Origin of the sequence: Luteibacter rhizovicinus DSM 16549 (assembly GCF_001887595.1) — a bacterium.
In the GTDB taxonomy this organism is placed as follows: domain Bacteria; phylum Pseudomonadota; class Gammaproteobacteria; order Xanthomonadales; family Rhodanobacteraceae; genus Luteibacter; species Luteibacter rhizovicinus.
The window spans coordinates 4,406,210-4,422,652 of the sequence record NZ_CP017480.1 but is presented as its reverse complement, the minus strand read 5'-3'; the positions used below and the strand labels follow the sequence as shown (position 1 = coordinate 4,422,652).

Sequence of the window (16,443 nt, the reverse complement as noted above, 5' to 3'; positions counted from 1 at the left end):
GACGGCTCTCGCCTTGTCCCCACGGGGCGGCTTTTATCTCATTCAGGATCCTCCAAAAGATGCGCATTGGTATCCCCTCCGAAACCAAGACCCTCGAAGGCCGCGTGGCCCTCATCCCGGCCGCTGCGGCCGATCTGGTCCGCCGTGGCCATGAGGTCTTCATCCAGTCCGGCGCCGGCAGCAAGAGCGGCTACTCGGACGCCGACTACTCGCTGCTGGGTGTCAACGTGGTGCCCGACGCCGCCGCCCTGTACGAAAAGGGTGAGCTGATCGTCAAGGTCAAGGAACCGATCGAGGGCGATCTCAAGCTGCTCAAGAAGCACCACCTGCTGTTCTGCTACCTGCACCTGGCCGCCGAACCGGCGCTGACCAAGAGCCTGCTGGACATCGGCCTGACCGGTATCGCCTTCGAATCCGTGGATGAGAACGGCGTCCTGCCGCTGCTGCTGCCGATGTCCGTCATCGCCGGCCGCATCGCCACCCAGATCGGCACGACCCTCCTGCACCAGCCCAACGGTGGCAAGGGCAAGCTGCTCGGCGGCATGGCCTCCACCCCGCGTGGCAAGGTCGTCGTCCTCGGCGCCGGCGCTGCCGGTGGTAACGCCGCTGCCCTGGCCGCCTCGGCCGGTGCCAACGTCGTCGTCTTCGACAAGCGCCAGGACCGCCTCGCCGAGATGATGGCCATGGGCCCGAACGTCACCGCGCTGTACGCCTATGAGTCGTCGGTCGCCGAAGAAGTCCGCAACGCCGACATCGTCGTCGGTGCCGTGCTGATCCCGTCCGCCAAGGCCCCGCGCGTCGTCACCGAAGCCATGGTCAAGACGATGGAGAAGGGCTCGGTGCTCGTCGACATCTCGATCGACCAGGGCGGCTGCTTCGAAACCTCGAAGCCGACCACCTGGAAGGCGCCGACCTACGACGTCCACGGCGTGACGCACTTCTGCGTGACCAACATGCCGGGCGCGGTCCCGCAGACCTCGTCCACCGCCATTTCGGCCGCCATCCTGCCGTACGTGCAGCGCCTGGCTGCCGGTAACGAGTGGCGCGACCACGCGGCGCTGGCCGGCGGTATCAACATCGAGGGTGGCAAGGTCGTGCACCCGGCCCTTCAGGGCATGGCATGATGCCGAAAACCCGATCCGAGGTCCTCTGCTAAGTGGCGCGCAGCGCGAAAGTCGTAAAGAAACAGGCACGGAGCCAGGTCAAGGCCCAGCAGCGGGAGGGCTTGAGCGACGAGCTCAAGCGCCGCCTGCGTGAAGCCGGGGCGTTGCTGCTGTTGCCGCTTGCCCTGTACCTGCTCGTCTGCCTGCTCAGCTACAACGATCAGGACCCGAGCTGGGGCCACATGGGCATCGCCGATCGGGCCACCAACTTCGGTGGCTCGATCGGGGCGAATATCGCCAACCTGCTCAGGTACATCTTCGGCCTGGTTTCTTACTGCTTTCCGCTGCTCCTGCTTGCACTGGGCGTGCAGGTGCTCCGCGCGCGCGGCGAACGTCTCGTCGCGCCGTGGGAGCCCTCCCTGCGTCTCATCGGGTTCGTGTTTTTCTTCATCACCGGCCCCGCGCTGGTGTATCTGAACGTCGATTCGCCCGTGTTGCCGGAAGGCCCGGGCGGCATCGTCGGCAAGTGGGTGGGCCACGGCCTGCACAGTGCGCTTGGTGACAAGGGCGCACCGCTGCTCCTGCTCGCCGTCTTCCTCATCGCCGTCACCCTTGCTACCGGTCTGTCCTGGTTCAAGCTCATGGATCTGACGGGGCAGGGCGTCGTGCGCCTGGGCGGCTGGTTCGGCGGGAAGATGCGTCGTGCACCGGAAGTCATGGCCGCACGCAACGCACGCGCCGAGCGTGAGGTGGTCAAGAAGGCCGAGGCGATCAAACAGGCCAAACGCGAGCCCGTGCGTATCGAGACCCCGGTCCCGATGGTGGTCAAGAGCGATCGCGCGTCCCGCGAAAACCAGATTCCCCTGTTTACCGGCGCATCGATGAACGGCGAAGTCCCGCCGCTGTCGCTGCTCGACGAAGCACCGCCGCAAGGCCCGGGCTACTCCGAGGAAACCCTCGAAGTCCTCTCGCGCCAGGTGGAGCTCAAGCTCAAGGATTTCCGCATCGAGGCCCGCGTCATGGGCGTCTATCCGGGTCCGGTGATTACCCGTTTCGAACTGGAACCCGCCGCCGGTGTTCGCGGCAGCCAGGTGTCCAGCCTCGACAAGGACATTGCGCGCGGCCTTTCCGTGGTCAGCGTGCGCGTGGTCGACGTGATTCCCGGCAAGAACGTCATCGGCCTGGAAATCCCCAACACGAAGAAGCAGATCGTCTACCTCTCCGAGATCCTGCGGTCGGAGAAGTACGATCAGATGAAGTCGCCGCTGGCGCTGGCGCTGGGCAAGGACATCGGTGGCAAGGCCGTCGTCACCGACCTGGCCAAGATGCCGCATCTGCTCGTCGCCGGTACCACCGGTTCGGGTAAGTCCGTGGCGGTGAACGCCATGGTGCTGAGCCTGCTGTACAAGGCCAGCCCGAAAGACGTGCGCATGATCATGATCGACCCGAAGATGCTGGAACTCTCGGTCTACGAGGGCATTCCGCATCTGCTGGCGCCGGTCGTCACCGACATGAAGGAAGCCGCCAACGCCCTGCGCTGGTGCGTGGCCGAGATGGAGCGTCGTTACAAGCTCATGGCCGCGGTCGGCGTGCGTAACCTCGGTGGCTTCAACAAGAAGGTGAAGGACGCCGAGAGCAGCGGCCAGCCCTTGCTCGATCCGCTGTTCCGCGCCAACCCGGACATGCCGGGCATGGTCGCCGAGCCGCTCGAGCCGCTGCCGCACATCGTCATCATCATCGACGAATTCGCCGACATGATGATGATCGTCGGCAAGAAGGTCGAAGAACTCATCGCACGTCTGGCGCAGAAGGCGCGCGCCGCGGGCGTGCACCTGATCCTCGCCACGCAGCGTCCGTCGGTGGATGTGATCACCGGCCTGATCAAGGCGAACATCCCGACGCGCATCGCGTTCCAGGTGTCGTCGAAGATCGACTCGCGCACCATCCTCGATCAGTCCGGCGCGGAAGCGCTGCTCGGTCACGGCGACATGCTTTACCTGCCCCCGGGTACGGCCACGCCCGAGCGCGTGCACGGTGCCTTCGTCGACGATCACGAAGTGCATAACGTGGTCGAGTGGCTGCGTGCGCAGGGTGCGCCGAACTACATCACCGGCGTGCTCGAAGAAATCCAGTCCACCTCGGACGGCAAGATCATCAACGACTCCGGCCTGCCGCAGGATGCCGAAGGCGATAGCGACAGCGACAACGCGCTCTACGACCGCGCCGTGCGTGTGGTCACCGAGACGCGTCGCGCGTCCATCTCCGGCGTGCAGCGTCACCTGCGCATCGGCTACAACCGCGCCGCCCGCCTCGTCGAACAGATGGAGCAGGACGGTATCGTCAGCGCGCCGCAGCACAACGGCAACCGCGAAGTGCTCGCGCCGCCGCCCCCGAAGGACTGATTCCCCCATGAACGACATGAAGCCGGGCGCGCTACGCCAGCGCCCCTGGGGCTTGCTCGTTACCGGTGACCTCGCACCCACGTCCGAGGTTCTGGACGAGGTCGAGAGCATTTTCGAGCTCAACCCCTCCATTCCGGGACTGGAGCTGCGCGCCGACGACGGTCGCGCCTGCTTCGTCACCCGCGATTACCCCACGGGCCATACCGCCGGCGTCGACGATGCGCTCGAAGTGATCTTCGCCGAACAGGAAGCCATCGCCGAGATCGTCGTGCTCGGCCAGGAAGCCCGGCCGGTCCACCACGCCACGCGCGCCGCGCCGTTCTGGCATCGTGACGGCAAGGCCATCGCCGATATCAGCGAGAAAATGGAAGCGGGCGAGATCAGCCCGACCGAAGCCATCGACATGCTTAAGTCGCTGTTCGAAACCGATCGCTGACAATCGCGCCGACCCTAATGGAATTCGCCCCATGAAACGCTTCCTGCTTGCCGCGACCCTGTCCCTCCTCAGCCTGCCGATCTTCGCCGCCGCCGGTCCGGCCCGCGAACGGCTGGATGCCTTTTCCAAGGGCCTGCACTCGGTGACGGGGCGGTTCAGCCAGACGTTGATCAACGCGAACGGCGACGCCGGCAAGACCACCACGGGCACCATGGCGCTGGAGGCACCGCGTCAGTTCCGCTGGGAAACGCTGGCCCCGTACAAGCAGACCATCGTCGCCGACGGCAGCCGCGTATGGCTGTACGACCCGGACCTCGAGCAGGTCACGGTGCGCAAGCAGAGCAGCGAAGAGGCACAGAGTCCTTTGACCGTCCTGACCGACCTGTCGCAGATGGACAAGGACTTCAAGGTCACCGAGAAGGGCGAACACGACGGCCTGGTCTGGCTGCGTCTGCAGTCCACCGGCAAGGATCCGCAGTTCGACTTCGCCGACCTCGGCTTCGACGCCGGCGGCTTGGCGCAGATGGTCTTCAAGGACCAGCTCGGCAATACGACGAAGATCCAGTTCGCCGGCTGGGTGAAGAATGGCCCGGTCGACGCCGGCACGTTCGACTTCGTGCCGCCGCAGGGCACCGATGTCATCGGCGATGCGCCGGTGTTGCAGACCCAGCCGGTCAAGTAAGCGGATAGCCGGTTGTGAACCGGATAGCCGGCTGCGCCGGCTCATGTCTCATGGGCCTTCGGCCCACCGCGGCATCGCTGGACTCACGCCAGCACGGTAGGAGCCGATTCATCGGCGATGCTCTATGTGGGAGCCGATTTATCGGCGATAGGGTGCTTGCCGTAACCTGGCCCAATGCCGCGGGTTCGCCGATGAATCGGCTCCTACACAACTCGCGGCAATCGCGGGAGCTGCTGAGAATAAATTCAGATGATCCCGACTAGGGTGCTTGGGCATCTCGCAGGCTAATTCCCGACGTACCGCGCCATGACACGCCTACGACGGTCTTGGGGGTGCCGGTCGGGACGAAGATGCCGTGCCGTTGTAGCCTTAAGTGCTGCCATGGTTGGCTCGCAGAGAACTCGCAATGACTAAAATCATCCGAATTGCCCAAGACTTTTCCGACGTCCCCAGTGGCCGCCATCTAGCGGATGGCGAGTTCAGCGGCGAACGGTTTCGTGAGGAATGGCTGGTCCCCGCACTTGAAAAAGAGGATGTTGTCGATGTGGTCTTCGACGATGCCGAAGGCTACGGATCTTCGTTCCTGGAAGAAGCTTTCGGAGGCCTCGTTCGCGCCCACGGCTACACCAAGGAATTTCTGGCAAAGCACCTCCGCCTGATCGCAGAATCCCGTGCCGCTCAGAGATATCGCCGGGTTGCCCAGTCGGTCATCGACGAAGCGTTGGTAACTGCCGGGCGGGAGTAACTAGCCGATGACTGACGGATATATCGATCAAGGCACGAGCGCACTTATTTCCGTGGGTGTGAGTACGCTGGTCAGTTATCTCGTTGCGAAACGAACTTCCCGAGAAACGAGTGCACAGGCTGCACTCACGGCTGCCAGGGACGCGGTGGGGTCGACCATTGAGCAGATCGCTCTTGCCGTGAAACGCTATTGGCGCGCTGACGGCCAGGATCCGAAGCTAGAGTCCGACATTGCCAGCTTGTTCGATGCGCTTGACCTTAGACTCGACGTGCTGTTTGCCCATGCGATACCCATCGTTTTGCCTGAGGTCGTTCGGGCTCGAATCGACGGGCTGTACACCCTGAGCACCGGCGCGACCTACGCTACGGTTGGACGAGTTCGCGATGCAGGCACCGTCGAGCGAATCAAAGTATTGGCAAGCGACCTACGCAGGTCATTGATCGACCTTAGCCTTACGCCAAAGCTCCGCTAGCGCTCCTTCAGGCAGCCTGCGGACGAAGCCGCAGCCTGAGGACATATGCGCGGCGGAGGCTGCGTGCCCATTTTCGGTGATGTGAGCGCCCGATTCTTCGGCGATGCTTCATGTGGGAGCCGATTTATCGGCGATAGGGTGCTTGCCGTAACCTGGCCCGCTGCCGCGGGATCGCCGATGAATCGGCTCCCACAATTGCCGATCCTGCACGGGTGTGGTGGTCTTGGAGGTTGACGGGGTGGTGGGGCGCGCGGGAAAGTACGCCCCGGTGACGACAGGGGCGTCCCAGGGGAAAACACTTCACTCTCGGAATGACCCGTCGTGCCCGTGCGCGCGACGCGGCTGTGTTCGCCTCGCGTTCGATCAATGGATGAAACGACGAGAAAGGAAGAGGCATGAATTGGTACGTGGAAGTGCTCAAGAAGTACGTGGTATTCGACGGCCGTGCGCGTCGCAAGGAATACTGGATGTTCGTCCTGTTCAACACGCTTATCGCGGTCGGTCTGATGATCCTCGGTGTCGTGATATCAGGTCCCGGGCGCGGCCAGATGCTGAGCAATGTGTATCAGCTCGCCGTGCTTCTCCCGAGCGTCGCCGTCGGCATCCGCCGCATGCATGACACGGATCACAGCGGTTGGTGGATTCTCGTGCCGATCGTGAACCTGATCTTCGCCTGCACGGAAGGCACGCGCGGTCCGAACCGCTTCGGCGGCGATCCGAAGCTGACCGAACAGTTCGCCTGAAAAGTCCGCGGGCCTCATTCGCAGGCCCGGGAGGCTGAGGGGAGGGGTCGGCCGTGCCGGCTCCTCCCGGTTCGCAATTTCATGCCAGACTCGCCGCACACAGGATGGTGGGGAGTGGGGAAGGCATGATTGTGGTCTGGGCCATCATTGGCGCGATCGTCGGGGCATTCGTTACCCAGGGTTGGGAGGGCGCGGTCGGCGGCTTGGCGATCGGGCTGGTCTGGGGACGGATGTCCGGGCTGAAGCGGGACCTCGACGAGGTTCGCAGGCGGCTGGCGACGCTGGGGACGATCGCCGGCAAAGCCGGCTCCCACGCGGAGCAGGGCGCTTCGTCCGAGACCTTTCTGGGTGAACGGGCCGAGTGGCCGGGTGCGACGACTATTGACGGCGCACCTACGGTGTCCGGGCCCGACAGGCCTATCGCCGGCGAAGCCGGCTCCCACATAAAGGCGGAGCCTTCGCCTGGCACCGGCGAAGCCGGCTCCCACATAAAAGCGGAGGCTTCTCCAATCGCCGGTACAGCCGGCTCCCACAGTTCTGCCACGCCACCGGCTATGCCGCCGTTGCCTTCGGGCGGCGGGGCGCCTGCGCCGCGGCCGATCTTTCCGCCGCCGGTGGTGCCGGCTGGCCCCTCGTGGGTCGAGCGGCTGGTCGATGCGGGCAAGCGCTGGATCACCGAAGGCAATGTGCCGGTGAAGGTCGGCATGCTGGTGTTGTTTGCCGGCGTGGCCGCCTTCCTGAAATACGCCTCGGACCAGGGGCTGTTCCATATGCCGATTTCCGTTCGCCTCAGCCTTGTGGCCGTGGCGGCGATCGCAGGAGTGGCGTTTGGCTGGGTGCAGCGCGACAAGCGCCGTTCGTTTGCACTGGCGTTGCAGGGCGGTGCGATCGGTGTGCTGGTGATGACGGTATTCGCCGCCTATCGCCTGTACGGACTCATTCCGGCGACAGCGACCTTCGCCTTGCTCATCGTCTTTGTCGCCGGCCTCGGCGTGCTTGCAGTGTTGCAGGACGCGCTCGCGATCGCCGTGCTTGGCCTCATCGCTGGTTTCGCCGCGCCGATCATCGCGTCGACGGGGCAGGGTAATCATGTTGCCCTGTTCTCGTATTACGCCGTGCTCAACCTCGGCATCCTCGGTATCGCGTGGAAGAAAGCCTGGCGCGTGCTCAACGTGCTCGGTTTCATCGCGACCTTCGGCGTGGGTACGGCGTGGGGCGTACTCAGTTACCGGCCGGCGTTGTTCGCCAGCACCGAGCCCTTCCTGATCCTGCATTTCCTGCTCTATCTCGCCGTGCCCTGGCTGCATGTCATGCGCTCGCCGAAGCGGGAGCGCGCGATCCTCGATGGTTGCCTGATGTTCGGCAATCCCCTCGCCAGTCTGTTACTGCAAGGTGCCTTGCTCGACTGGGCGCCGATGCCGCTGGCGATCTCCGCCCTGGTCGCCGCGGCGATCTATGTCGCGATCGCCTTCGCTATCCGCCAGCGCGATGACATGGGCCTGTTGCGCGAGACCTGGGCCGTGCTGGCCGTGGCCTTTGCGACGATCGCCGTGCCGCTCGCGCTGAGTGCGAGTGTCACCGCAAGCGTGTTCGCGCTCGAGGGTGCGGGGCTGATCTGGCTCGGTTTCCGCCAAGCACGACGTCTGCCACGCTGGGCCGGTGTGTTCCTGCAACTGGCGGCGGCAGCGGCGTGGACCCTCGCCACGCTGTTCACGCATCACACCAACGATCTGCCCATCCTCAATGCCGTGTTCATCGGCAGCCTGTTGCTGGTCGTCGGTGCCGGCATCGGCGTGTGGCAGTTCGACCGGCATGGCATGTCGCGTGGTGTCTCGGGCCTCGCGCGCGTGGGCCTGATGCTCTGGGCGATGGCCTGGTGGCTGGTGAGTTTCGCCAACGAGATCGATACGTTCGTGGTCGATCGCCCGCTGGCCTTCGGATCCTGGCTGGTCGTGCTTGCCGTAACGGCATGGATCCTGGCCGAAGCCTGCAAGCGCGTGCGCAAGCTCGATCTGGGCGTCGTCCTCGCCTTCAGCGTGCCGCTGTTCCTGTTCGCCGGCATGTTGCTGGCGTTGTCCGCCGCGAACGAAAACATCCAGCCGCTTGCCGGTTGGCCGCTGGCGGGTGTGGTCGTGATGCTGGTGACGGGCTGGTTCACGCTACGCGCGCTCGTTGCCCATCGGGTCGCGGCGATTCTCGCTGCGACGATCAGTTGGGTGCGCTGGCTCGCCATCGGTACCGCAGCGATCGCGCTGGCCTTCGACTTCGTCGTGACGATGGGGCAGGGCTGGAAGGTGCTGGCCGCCGCCATGCCGACCCTGCTGCTTGCGGCATGCGTGCTGTGGCGTCCGCGCGTCATTGCCGCGCCGCTCGCCGTGTATGCGGAGGCCATTCGCAACGCCGTCGGTGCCTGTGCCGCGGTGGCCTTGTTCTTCGCTGGCGTCATCGCCCTCGGCGCTGCCGGCGAGCCGCGTCCGCTGGTCTTCATCCCCGTCCTCAATCCGGTCGACCTGTTGCTGATCGCCGTGCTTCTGCTCACGGCACGCGGCATCTCCGATGCGAGCACACCGGTGGAAGTGCGTCGCGTCCGGCCTGCCGTCCTCGCCGTGATGTTCTTCATCATCGCGACGAGCATGACGCTGCGCTCCGTGCATCACCTCGGAGGCGTGCCGTGGGATAACGCCATGCCCGGATCGAGTCTCGCCGAGCTGTCGCTCACCGTGGTCTGGAGCATCATCGGCGTGGTCGCCTGGGTGCTGGGTTCGAAGCGTGGCCAGCGGCTGTTGTGGATGGCTGGTGCCGGGACCATGGCGCTCGTGCTGGCGAAGCTCTTGTTGGTCGATCGCGGGCATCTGGGCAACCTGTTCGGCATCGCCTCGTTCATCGCCTATGGCCTGCTGTGCACGGTCATCGGTTACCTCGCGCCCGCACCACCGCGGCAAAGCGCTGAAACCCCGCCGGAGTCTTCGCATGCGTCCTGACGTTCGCCACGCGCTGCTCGCCCTCGCCCTGGTGGCGAGTGGTGCCAGGGCCGCTGCGCCCGCGGATCAATTCGCCCAGGCGTATCCCATCAAGGCGACGCCCGGCGCGCCGGCCTATGTCGTGCCGCTGCCGCAAGACGCCTACAGCTGGACGCGGCCGGAAAGAGCGCTCGCCGATGTCGTCGTCGTCGATGCCACAGGGCAACAAGTGCCGTCAGGCCTCTATCAGCCTCTGCAATCGGTGTCTCGACCGGTGACCTTGCGCTTGCCGCTTCTCGCCGTACCACCGGCGGAAGCGGGCTCACCCGGACCGCGTATCGAGCGCAGCACCAATGGCGACATCGTCATCCAGCCCGGCAACGACAACGGCCCGGCACTGGTGAAGGAATGGCTGATCGATGCGCGTACGCCGATCAACCTCTCGCAAATCACCTTCCCGCCGACCCAGGTCAGCGACGGCGCGGATGCCCAGCTGGACAACGTGTCGATCGACGTCAGCGACGATCTGCAGTCGTGGACCAGCCTGATCCGCCAGGCCACGATCCTGTCCATGGGGCGTGGCGGCAACGCGTCCGATGTCTCCACGGTCAAGATCGAAGGTGCGACAGGCCGCTATTTTCGCGTGCGCATCGTCAGCGGCAGCGTGCATTGGGCGACAGCGGGCGAAGCGACCGCGACGCTTGCCGGTCGCGTGGAAGAAAAACTCGGCGCTGACGACTCCGTTCGCCAGTGGCTGGACGTGCAGCCCACCCGTTCCACGTCCAGCGGGCAGGGCGTCGACTACGATTACGAACTTCCCGCCGCCTTGCCGATCAACGCGCTGCGCCTGAAGCGAGGCAGCGATGCCGTCGCACGCGTGGATGCCGCGTCGCTCGAGGGCGATCACCTCAGTGAGTCACTCGGCACGCTCGTCGTCACCGCGGCGCAGGGTGACGACAACACCACGCTCACCATACCGGCCGGTCGCCGCCAAGCGCTCCGCCTTCACTCCGCCACGCCGTTGCGCGATCCGCCGCAGCTTGCCCTGGGCTGGGTGCCGGATCGCCTCGTTTTCCTGCCGGAGGGGCAGGCGCCGTATCGGCTGCTCGCGGGCAGCCGCGCGGCCAGCCGCCCGGCCTGGCCCATCGCCGATGCCCTGGCCGGCCTGCGCAAGCAGCAGCCGGAAGGCTGGCGGCCGACGGAGGCCAGCACCGGGCCGGGGGAGCGCCTGGCGGGCGAAGACGCTCTCGCCGCACCGAACGCACCTTTCGACTGGACCCGCGTGATCCTGTGGGTGGTGCTCGGCCTGGGTGTGCTGGTGGTCGGGGGGATGGCCGTGAGCCTGCTGCGCAAGCCGCCTACCGGGCCACGTGAAGACCCTTGAGCACGCGTGCACGGTGAACGCGCGATAATGTCCGTTCACCGTCGGCACCGAGTCCCATGTCTTTCCAGTCCCCCGGCCTTTTCGCCGAACCCGAAGCCCTGAAGCCCCTGGCCGAGCGCATGCGTCCGCGCAGCCTCGACGAAATCGTCGGGCAGCAGCGCGTGGCCGGCGAGGGCAAGCCGCTGCGTCGCGCGCTCGAGGCCGGCAAGGTGCATTCGATGATCCTGTGGGGGCCGCCCGGCTGCGGCAAGACCACGCTGGCCCTGCTTGTCGCCCGCTATGCGGACGCCGACTTCCGCGCGATTTCAGCCGTGATGAGCGGGCTGCCGGACGTGCGCAAGGCGCTCGCCGAAGCCGAGGGCAACTTCGCGCAGGGACGTCGCACCGTGCTCTTCGTCGACGAGGTGCATCGTTTCAACAAGGCGCAGCAGGATGCCTTCCTGCCGCACATCGAGCGCGGCGTCATCATCTTCGTCGGCGCGACCACCGAGAATCCGTCGTTCGAGCTCAACTCCGCGTTGCTCTCGCGCTGTCGCGTGCATGTGCTCGATTCGGTCAGCCCGGACGACATCGTCGCCGCGCTGCGTCGTGCGCTTGCCGACAGCGAACGTGGCCTGGGTGATCTCGAACTCACGGTGGAAGACGCGTCGCTGCGCATGATCGCCAGCGCCGCCGATGGCGACGTCCGTCGCGCGCTAACGCTGCTGGAAATCGCCGCCGAGCTGGCCGAGGGCGGCCACATCGACGACGCTACGCTCGAGCAGGTGCTCGCCGATCGAACGCGCCGTTTCGACAAGAGTGGCGAGCAGTTCTACGACCAGATCTCGGCGCTGCATAAATCCGTTCGCTCGTCCGATCCGGATGCCGCCGTGTACTGGCTCACGCGCATGCTCGACGGTGGCTGCGATCCGCTTTACCTGGCGCGCCGCATGACGCGCATGGCCGTCGAAGATGTCGGCCTGGCCGAGCCCCGCGCCTGGCGCATGGCACTCGATGCCTGGGATACCTACGAGCGGCTGGGCAGCCCTGAAGGCGAACTCGGTCTGGCCCAGTTGGCGATCTGGCTGGCGATCTCGCCGAAGAGCAATGCGGCGTACACGGCCTTCAACAAGGCCCGCGCCACGGTGAAACAGATGGGTACGCTCGACGTGCCGATGCACCTGCGCAACGCGCCGACGAAGCTGATGAAGGGCCTGGGCTACGGCACGGGCTACCAGTACGACCACGATGCCGAAGGTGGCGTGGCGCTGGATCAGCAATGCTTGCCCGATGAGCTCGTGGGGATGATGTTTTATGAGCCGGTGGATCGTGGACTGGAGTTGAAGCTCGGCGAGAAGCTGGCGGCGTTGAGGGCGGCGAGGGCGGCGGCTCGGGAAAAGAAGGGGTGAGACCCGCGGGTTGCCGGTCGGGCAACCGAAGGCCCCGTCGCTAGCACCCTATCGCCGATGAATCGGCTCCCACAGGGCATGAGGCATGCGAAACGGGAAAGTCGTGCAAAACGGCAAGGCCGTGCGATTTGGAAAGCGGCACCCTCCCAAAAGGCCGATAGGCGACGCCCCGGTTCCCGACGTACCCTCGAACCACCTCGGCCACGGAGAAGGACCATGCGCATTGCCATAGCCGCCTTGCTTGGCGGGCTTGTGATGTTCCTCTGGGGTGCGTTCGCGCACATGGTCATTCCCATCGGCGAGATGTCGATGCGGGCACCCGTCGACGAAGACAAGCTCATGACGGCCTTGCACGAGAACCTGCCGGCCGAGCACGCGATTTTTGTGCTGCCGTATTTCGACATGGGCAAGGCCAACGATCCCAAGGCGAAGGAGGCGTTCTCCGCGAAGGCCAAGGCCTCGCCTTTTGCCTTCATCGTCTATTCGCCCTATGGCCGTGACTACATGGAAATGGGCGCCAACCTGTTCCATCAGTGGCTGTCCGACACCTTGGCTGCCCTGTTGATCACCCTGATCCTCATCCGTGGCGCGGTGAGTGCGGTTCGCGGGCTCTACGTCGGACTGGGCTTCGGGGTGTTCGCGTGGCTATCGCTCATGGTGCCGTTCTGGAACTGGTACCGCTTCCCAGCCGCCTTCACCGTTGGCACGCTGATCGAGCAGGCGTTCGGCTGGTTGCTTGCCGGTGCGCTGATGGGGTGGTGGCTCGGCAGGGGTGTGAAGAAGGGCTTCGCATCGCGGTAAGCGGGGTCTGGCGGGAGGCTCGCAGGGTTCGCATTGTGTTCGGCGCGTCGTAACCTCCACGGAACCGATCCGGAAGGGCCCCGCGTTTGTCACTCTTCGAAAGCCTCCTTCTCTTGCTCATGGCCGCCGTCGCACTACTGCAGGTGGCACGGCGGCTATCCCTGCCGTACCCCTCGCTGCTCGCGCTGGCGGGTGTCGGCGTGGCGCTGCTGCCCGGTGCGCCGGATTTTCCGATCGATCCACGCACCGCCTTGCCCCTGTTCATCGCACCCGCCTTGATGGATGCGGCCTTCGATTTCCCTGTCGCGCGTGCCAAGCGCTTCTGGGTACCGCTGTTCACCCTGGCCGTCGGTGGTGTGCTGCTGACGGCGATGCTGGTCGCCTGGGCCGGTTGGGCGCTGGCAGGACTGCCCTTCGCCGCGGCCCTCGTGCTCGGCGCCATCGTCGCGCCGCCGGATGCCGCAGCTGCCACGGCGATCCTTTCGGGCATGGCCATTCCGCGCAACACCGACGCGATCATTCGCGGCGAGAGTCTGTTCAACGATGCAGCCGCGCTGCTGTTGTTCGGTGTGGCCTTGTCGGTGCAGACGGCGGGTGCGGTGACCGCGCCGCAGGTCGTCGGCTTTGCGCTGGCCGCGCCGGGTGGTGTGTTGTTCGGCATGCTGGTCGGGTGGCTGCTGCCACTCGCCACGCGATACATCAGCGGCGCACTCGACAGCAACCTGTTCCAGTTCGTCAATACCTTCCTCGTCTGGATCGTTGCCGAGCACCTGCATGTATCGCCGGTGCTCGCTGTCGTCGCGATGGCGATGACCGTCGCTGGCCGGCGCGCCGATCCATCCTCGCCGCGACTGCGTGTGCAGTCGTACGCGGTGTGGGGCGCGGTGGTGTTCGTGCTCAATGTCACGGCATTCCTCTTGATGGGCCTGCAGGCGCGGCGCATCGTCGGTGACATGAGTGGCGAGCATCTTCGCCAGGCCTTGATGTTCGCAGGGATCGTCACGGCCATCGTGGTGGTCGTGCGCCTGGTCTTTGCGTTGAGTTTCAACCGTACCGTCGCCTGGTACCGGGCGCGTCTCGGCAGGGAACCGGCTGCCAGCTGGCAGCAGGCGACGCTGGCCGGCTGGTGTGGCATGCGTGGCCTGGTGACCCTGGCGACGGCCTTCATCCTCCCGGAGAACTTTCCTCAGCGCGATACCGTGGTGCTCACCGCGTTCTCCGTCGTGCTCGCGACGCTTGTCGTGCAGGGTATGACGCTGGCGCCGGTGATCCGTCTGCTCGGCCTCGATCATCGCGCTGCCGGTGAGCAGGAGCTGCGTGCGGTACGCCTGGGGCTGGTCAAGGCGGCACTGGAGCGCATGGCTGTCGAAGCGGACGAGGAGGGCACACGTCTCGCTGCGCTCTATCGCATCGAGGCCGACGCCTTCGACGAACCGGCGCGCGCCGAGGCCTTCGACCGGCATTGCGCGCTGGCCCAGGCGGCGGTCGCCGCGCAGCGTGTCGAGCTGGAACGCTGCCGTGTCGACTTCCAGTTGAGCGATGACGATTACAACTTCCTCCTCGAACAACTGGACTGGCGCGAGCTCACCGTGCTTCCCGCCGAGGCGACACGCATCACCGGCGGCTAGCCGAAGATGCATATACGGCAGTAAGACGCAGTTCTCAGTTACGTCGTTTCCGTCGTGAAAATCAGGTTTTGGCCGATACGGCCGGTGGGGTGCGGCGACATACGGTGCCAGCACCACTCATCGACTGGAGCTCACGATCATGGCAAAGACCCTCATCACCTGGCCGCCCGGCTCCGTGGATGCATCCCTTCCTGGTAGCGAGATATCGAAAGATTTTTCGCACACCAGCCATCTCTGAAGTTCGTTGGGGAGTTGGCACTAGGGATTAATGGGGGTCCAGGATGTCTTCGCATGACCACACCACCGCCCCCCGTGGCGGTGTTTTCCGTTATGACCGTACGCTGCCGATCGCGGGGTACTTACCGTGATGCCGGTCACCGTGCTGCTGGCCGATGAGCAGGCGCTGCTGCGTGAGGGCGTCGCATCGCTGCTGACCGCGTTACCGCGCTACGAGGTGATCGGCAGCACCGCTGATGGACGCGACTGCGTGCGTAGTGCGTTGCGGTGCCAGCCGGGCCTGATCGTGTTCGACTGCGCCATGCGTGGGCTGAGCGGTCTGGAGGCCATCCGCCGTATCGCACCGCGCTGCCCGCGGACCCGGTTGCTCTGTCTTTCCTCCTACGACGACTCGCGCTGGGTGCGCGCCGCGTTCGATGCCGGGGCGCACGGCTATGTGCTCAAACGCGATGGCTTCGAGGTGCTGCACGAAGCGATCGACAGCGTGATGCGCTCGCGTTTTTTCATCAGTCCGGATATCGCCCATCTGCTGGTGGATGGCATGCGCCGAAGCAGTTCGCCGTCGTTCGCGCCGCGCGAGCCGTTGAGTCCACGCGAACGGGAAATCACCCAGCTGTTCGCCGAAGGGCTCAGTGCGAAGGACATTGCATCGCGGCTGCACGTGAGCGTGAAAACCGTAGGCACGCACCGTGAGCACATCATGGCCAAGCTCGGTATCAACGGCATCGCGCAACTCACGCGTTATGCCTTGCGCGAAGGCCTCACGGCGCTCGAACCATGAGATGAAGCGATCAGGCATCGCACGCGCGGGAATCAGTTTTTTCCCGATCCCGCGCGTGTGGTCCCGACCGGATAGTGGCTCCACCAGGACCCACTACGCCGCACCGGGAGATCACTCATGGCCGACTTCAACAGCTTCTTTCCCACCTTGCTCAAACACGAGGGTGGGTTCGTCAACGACCCGGCGGATCCGGGTGGTGCGACCAACAAGGGCGTGACCATCGGAACGTTCGGGCAGTGCGCCCAGCGCCTGCTCGACATCCCGCCCACGCTCGACAACCTGCGCGCACTGACCGACGCCCAGGCCGGCATCATCTACAAGGCGCTCTACTGGGACAAGGTGCACGGCGACGAGATCGCTCTGCAGTCGCTGGCGAACATCGTCTTCGACTTCCAGGTCAATGCCGGCGGCAACGCATCGAAGCTGCTGCAACGCGTGTTGAACACCCTCGGGGCCACACCGCCACTGGCCGTGGACGGCGCGATCGGTGCCGGCACGATGGCCGCCCTGGCAAAAGCCAATAGCGTGGCCGTCTACACGGCCTATAAGCAGGGGCGCAAGGATTACTACACCGATCTGGTGAACAGGAAGCCCACCCTGGGCAAGTTCCTCAAAGGCTGGCTGGCCCGCGTGGACTCGTTCCCCGACCTGGCACCCGCTGCAAAGGGAGGCGTCTGAGCC

At 65.3% G+C, this 16,443-nt stretch carries 14 protein-coding genes; all 14 read left to right on the top strand.

The genetic code is table 11. The features are described 5' to 3' along the window. Positions 1-59 precede the first annotated feature (59 nt). The 14 genes from BJI69_RS20240 to BJI69_RS20175 all read left to right on the top strand — a co-directional run bounded on the left by BJI69_RS20240 (position 60) and on the right by BJI69_RS20175 (position 16,440). Complete coding sequence (locus BJI69_RS20240; protein WP_046969254.1) at positions 60-1,124, top strand: alanine dehydrogenase; 1,065 nt, start codon at positions 60-62, stop codon at positions 1,122-1,124. Between the two features lie 32 nt (positions 1,125-1,156). Beyond that, positions 1,157-3,505 carry a DNA translocase FtsK gene (locus BJI69_RS20235; protein WP_046969255.1) on the top strand — a complete coding sequence of 783 codons (2,349 nt, stop codon included), beginning with the start codon at positions 1,157-1,159 and terminating at the stop codon, positions 3,503-3,505. A 7-nt stretch (positions 3,506-3,512) separates the two neighbouring features. Continuing rightward, a complete protein-coding gene (locus BJI69_RS20230; protein WP_046969256.1) occupies positions 3,513-3,941 on the top strand; it encodes a hypothetical protein in 429 nt (142 codons plus the stop codon). A gap of 31 nt (positions 3,942-3,972) precedes the next feature. Continuing rightward, positions 3,973-4,623: an outer membrane lipoprotein periplasmic chaperone LolA gene (gene lolA, locus BJI69_RS20225; protein WP_046969257.1), complete on the top strand. Its 651-nt coding sequence runs from the start codon at positions 3,973-3,975 to the stop codon at positions 4,621-4,623. Between the two features lie 406 nt (positions 4,624-5,029). After that, positions 5,030-5,368 (top strand): STAS-like domain-containing protein, encoded by a 339-nt coding sequence (locus tag BJI69_RS20220; RefSeq protein WP_046969258.1) that lies wholly within the window; start codon positions 5,030-5,032, stop codon positions 5,366-5,368. 7 nt (positions 5,369-5,375) lie between these two features. Next, a complete protein-coding gene (locus BJI69_RS20215; RefSeq protein ID WP_046969259.1) occupies positions 5,376-5,840 on the top strand; it encodes a hypothetical protein in 465 nt (154 codons plus the stop codon). Positions 5,841-6,235: 395 nt separating this feature from the next. Beyond that, complete coding sequence (locus BJI69_RS20210; protein WP_046969260.1) at positions 6,236-6,583, top strand: DUF805 domain-containing protein; 348 nt, start codon at positions 6,236-6,238, stop codon at positions 6,581-6,583. A gap of 125 nt (positions 6,584-6,708) precedes the next feature. Then, a complete protein-coding gene (locus BJI69_RS20205) occupies positions 6,709-9,564 on the top strand; it encodes a DUF2339 domain-containing protein (RefSeq protein WP_052767347.1) in 2,856 nt (951 codons plus the stop codon). Next, positions 9,554-10,927, top strand: a complete 1,374-nt coding sequence (locus tag BJI69_RS20200; RefSeq protein ID WP_046969261.1) for a DUF3999 family protein — start codon at positions 9,554-9,556, stop codon at positions 10,925-10,927. The genes BJI69_RS20205 and BJI69_RS20200 overlap by 11 nt, the downstream gene beginning before the upstream one ends. 56 nt (positions 10,928-10,983) lie before the next feature. Next, entirely contained in the window at positions 10,984-12,315 is a 1,332-nt protein-coding gene (locus tag BJI69_RS20195; RefSeq protein WP_046969262.1) for a replication-associated recombination protein A, read from the top strand. Between the two features lie 216 nt (positions 12,316-12,531). After that, positions 12,532-13,116, top strand: a complete 585-nt coding sequence (locus tag BJI69_RS20190; protein WP_046969263.1) for a hypothetical protein — start codon at positions 12,532-12,534, stop codon at positions 13,114-13,116. An 86-nt stretch (positions 13,117-13,202) separates the two neighbouring features. Then, a complete protein-coding gene (locus BJI69_RS20185; protein WP_046969264.1) occupies positions 13,203-14,744 on the top strand; it encodes a cation:proton antiporter in 1,542 nt (513 codons plus the stop codon). 367 nt (positions 14,745-15,111) lie between these two features. Further along, on the top strand, positions 15,112-15,762 hold the full coding sequence (locus BJI69_RS20180; RefSeq protein WP_046969265.1) for a LuxR C-terminal-related transcriptional regulator: 651 nt from the start codon (positions 15,112-15,114) through the stop codon (positions 15,760-15,762). 117 nt (positions 15,763-15,879) lie between these two features. Beyond that, positions 15,880-16,440, top strand: a complete 561-nt coding sequence (locus BJI69_RS20175) for a glycoside hydrolase family 108 protein (protein WP_046969266.1) — start codon at positions 15,880-15,882, stop codon at positions 16,438-16,440. Positions 16,441-16,443: the final 3 nt, after the last annotated feature.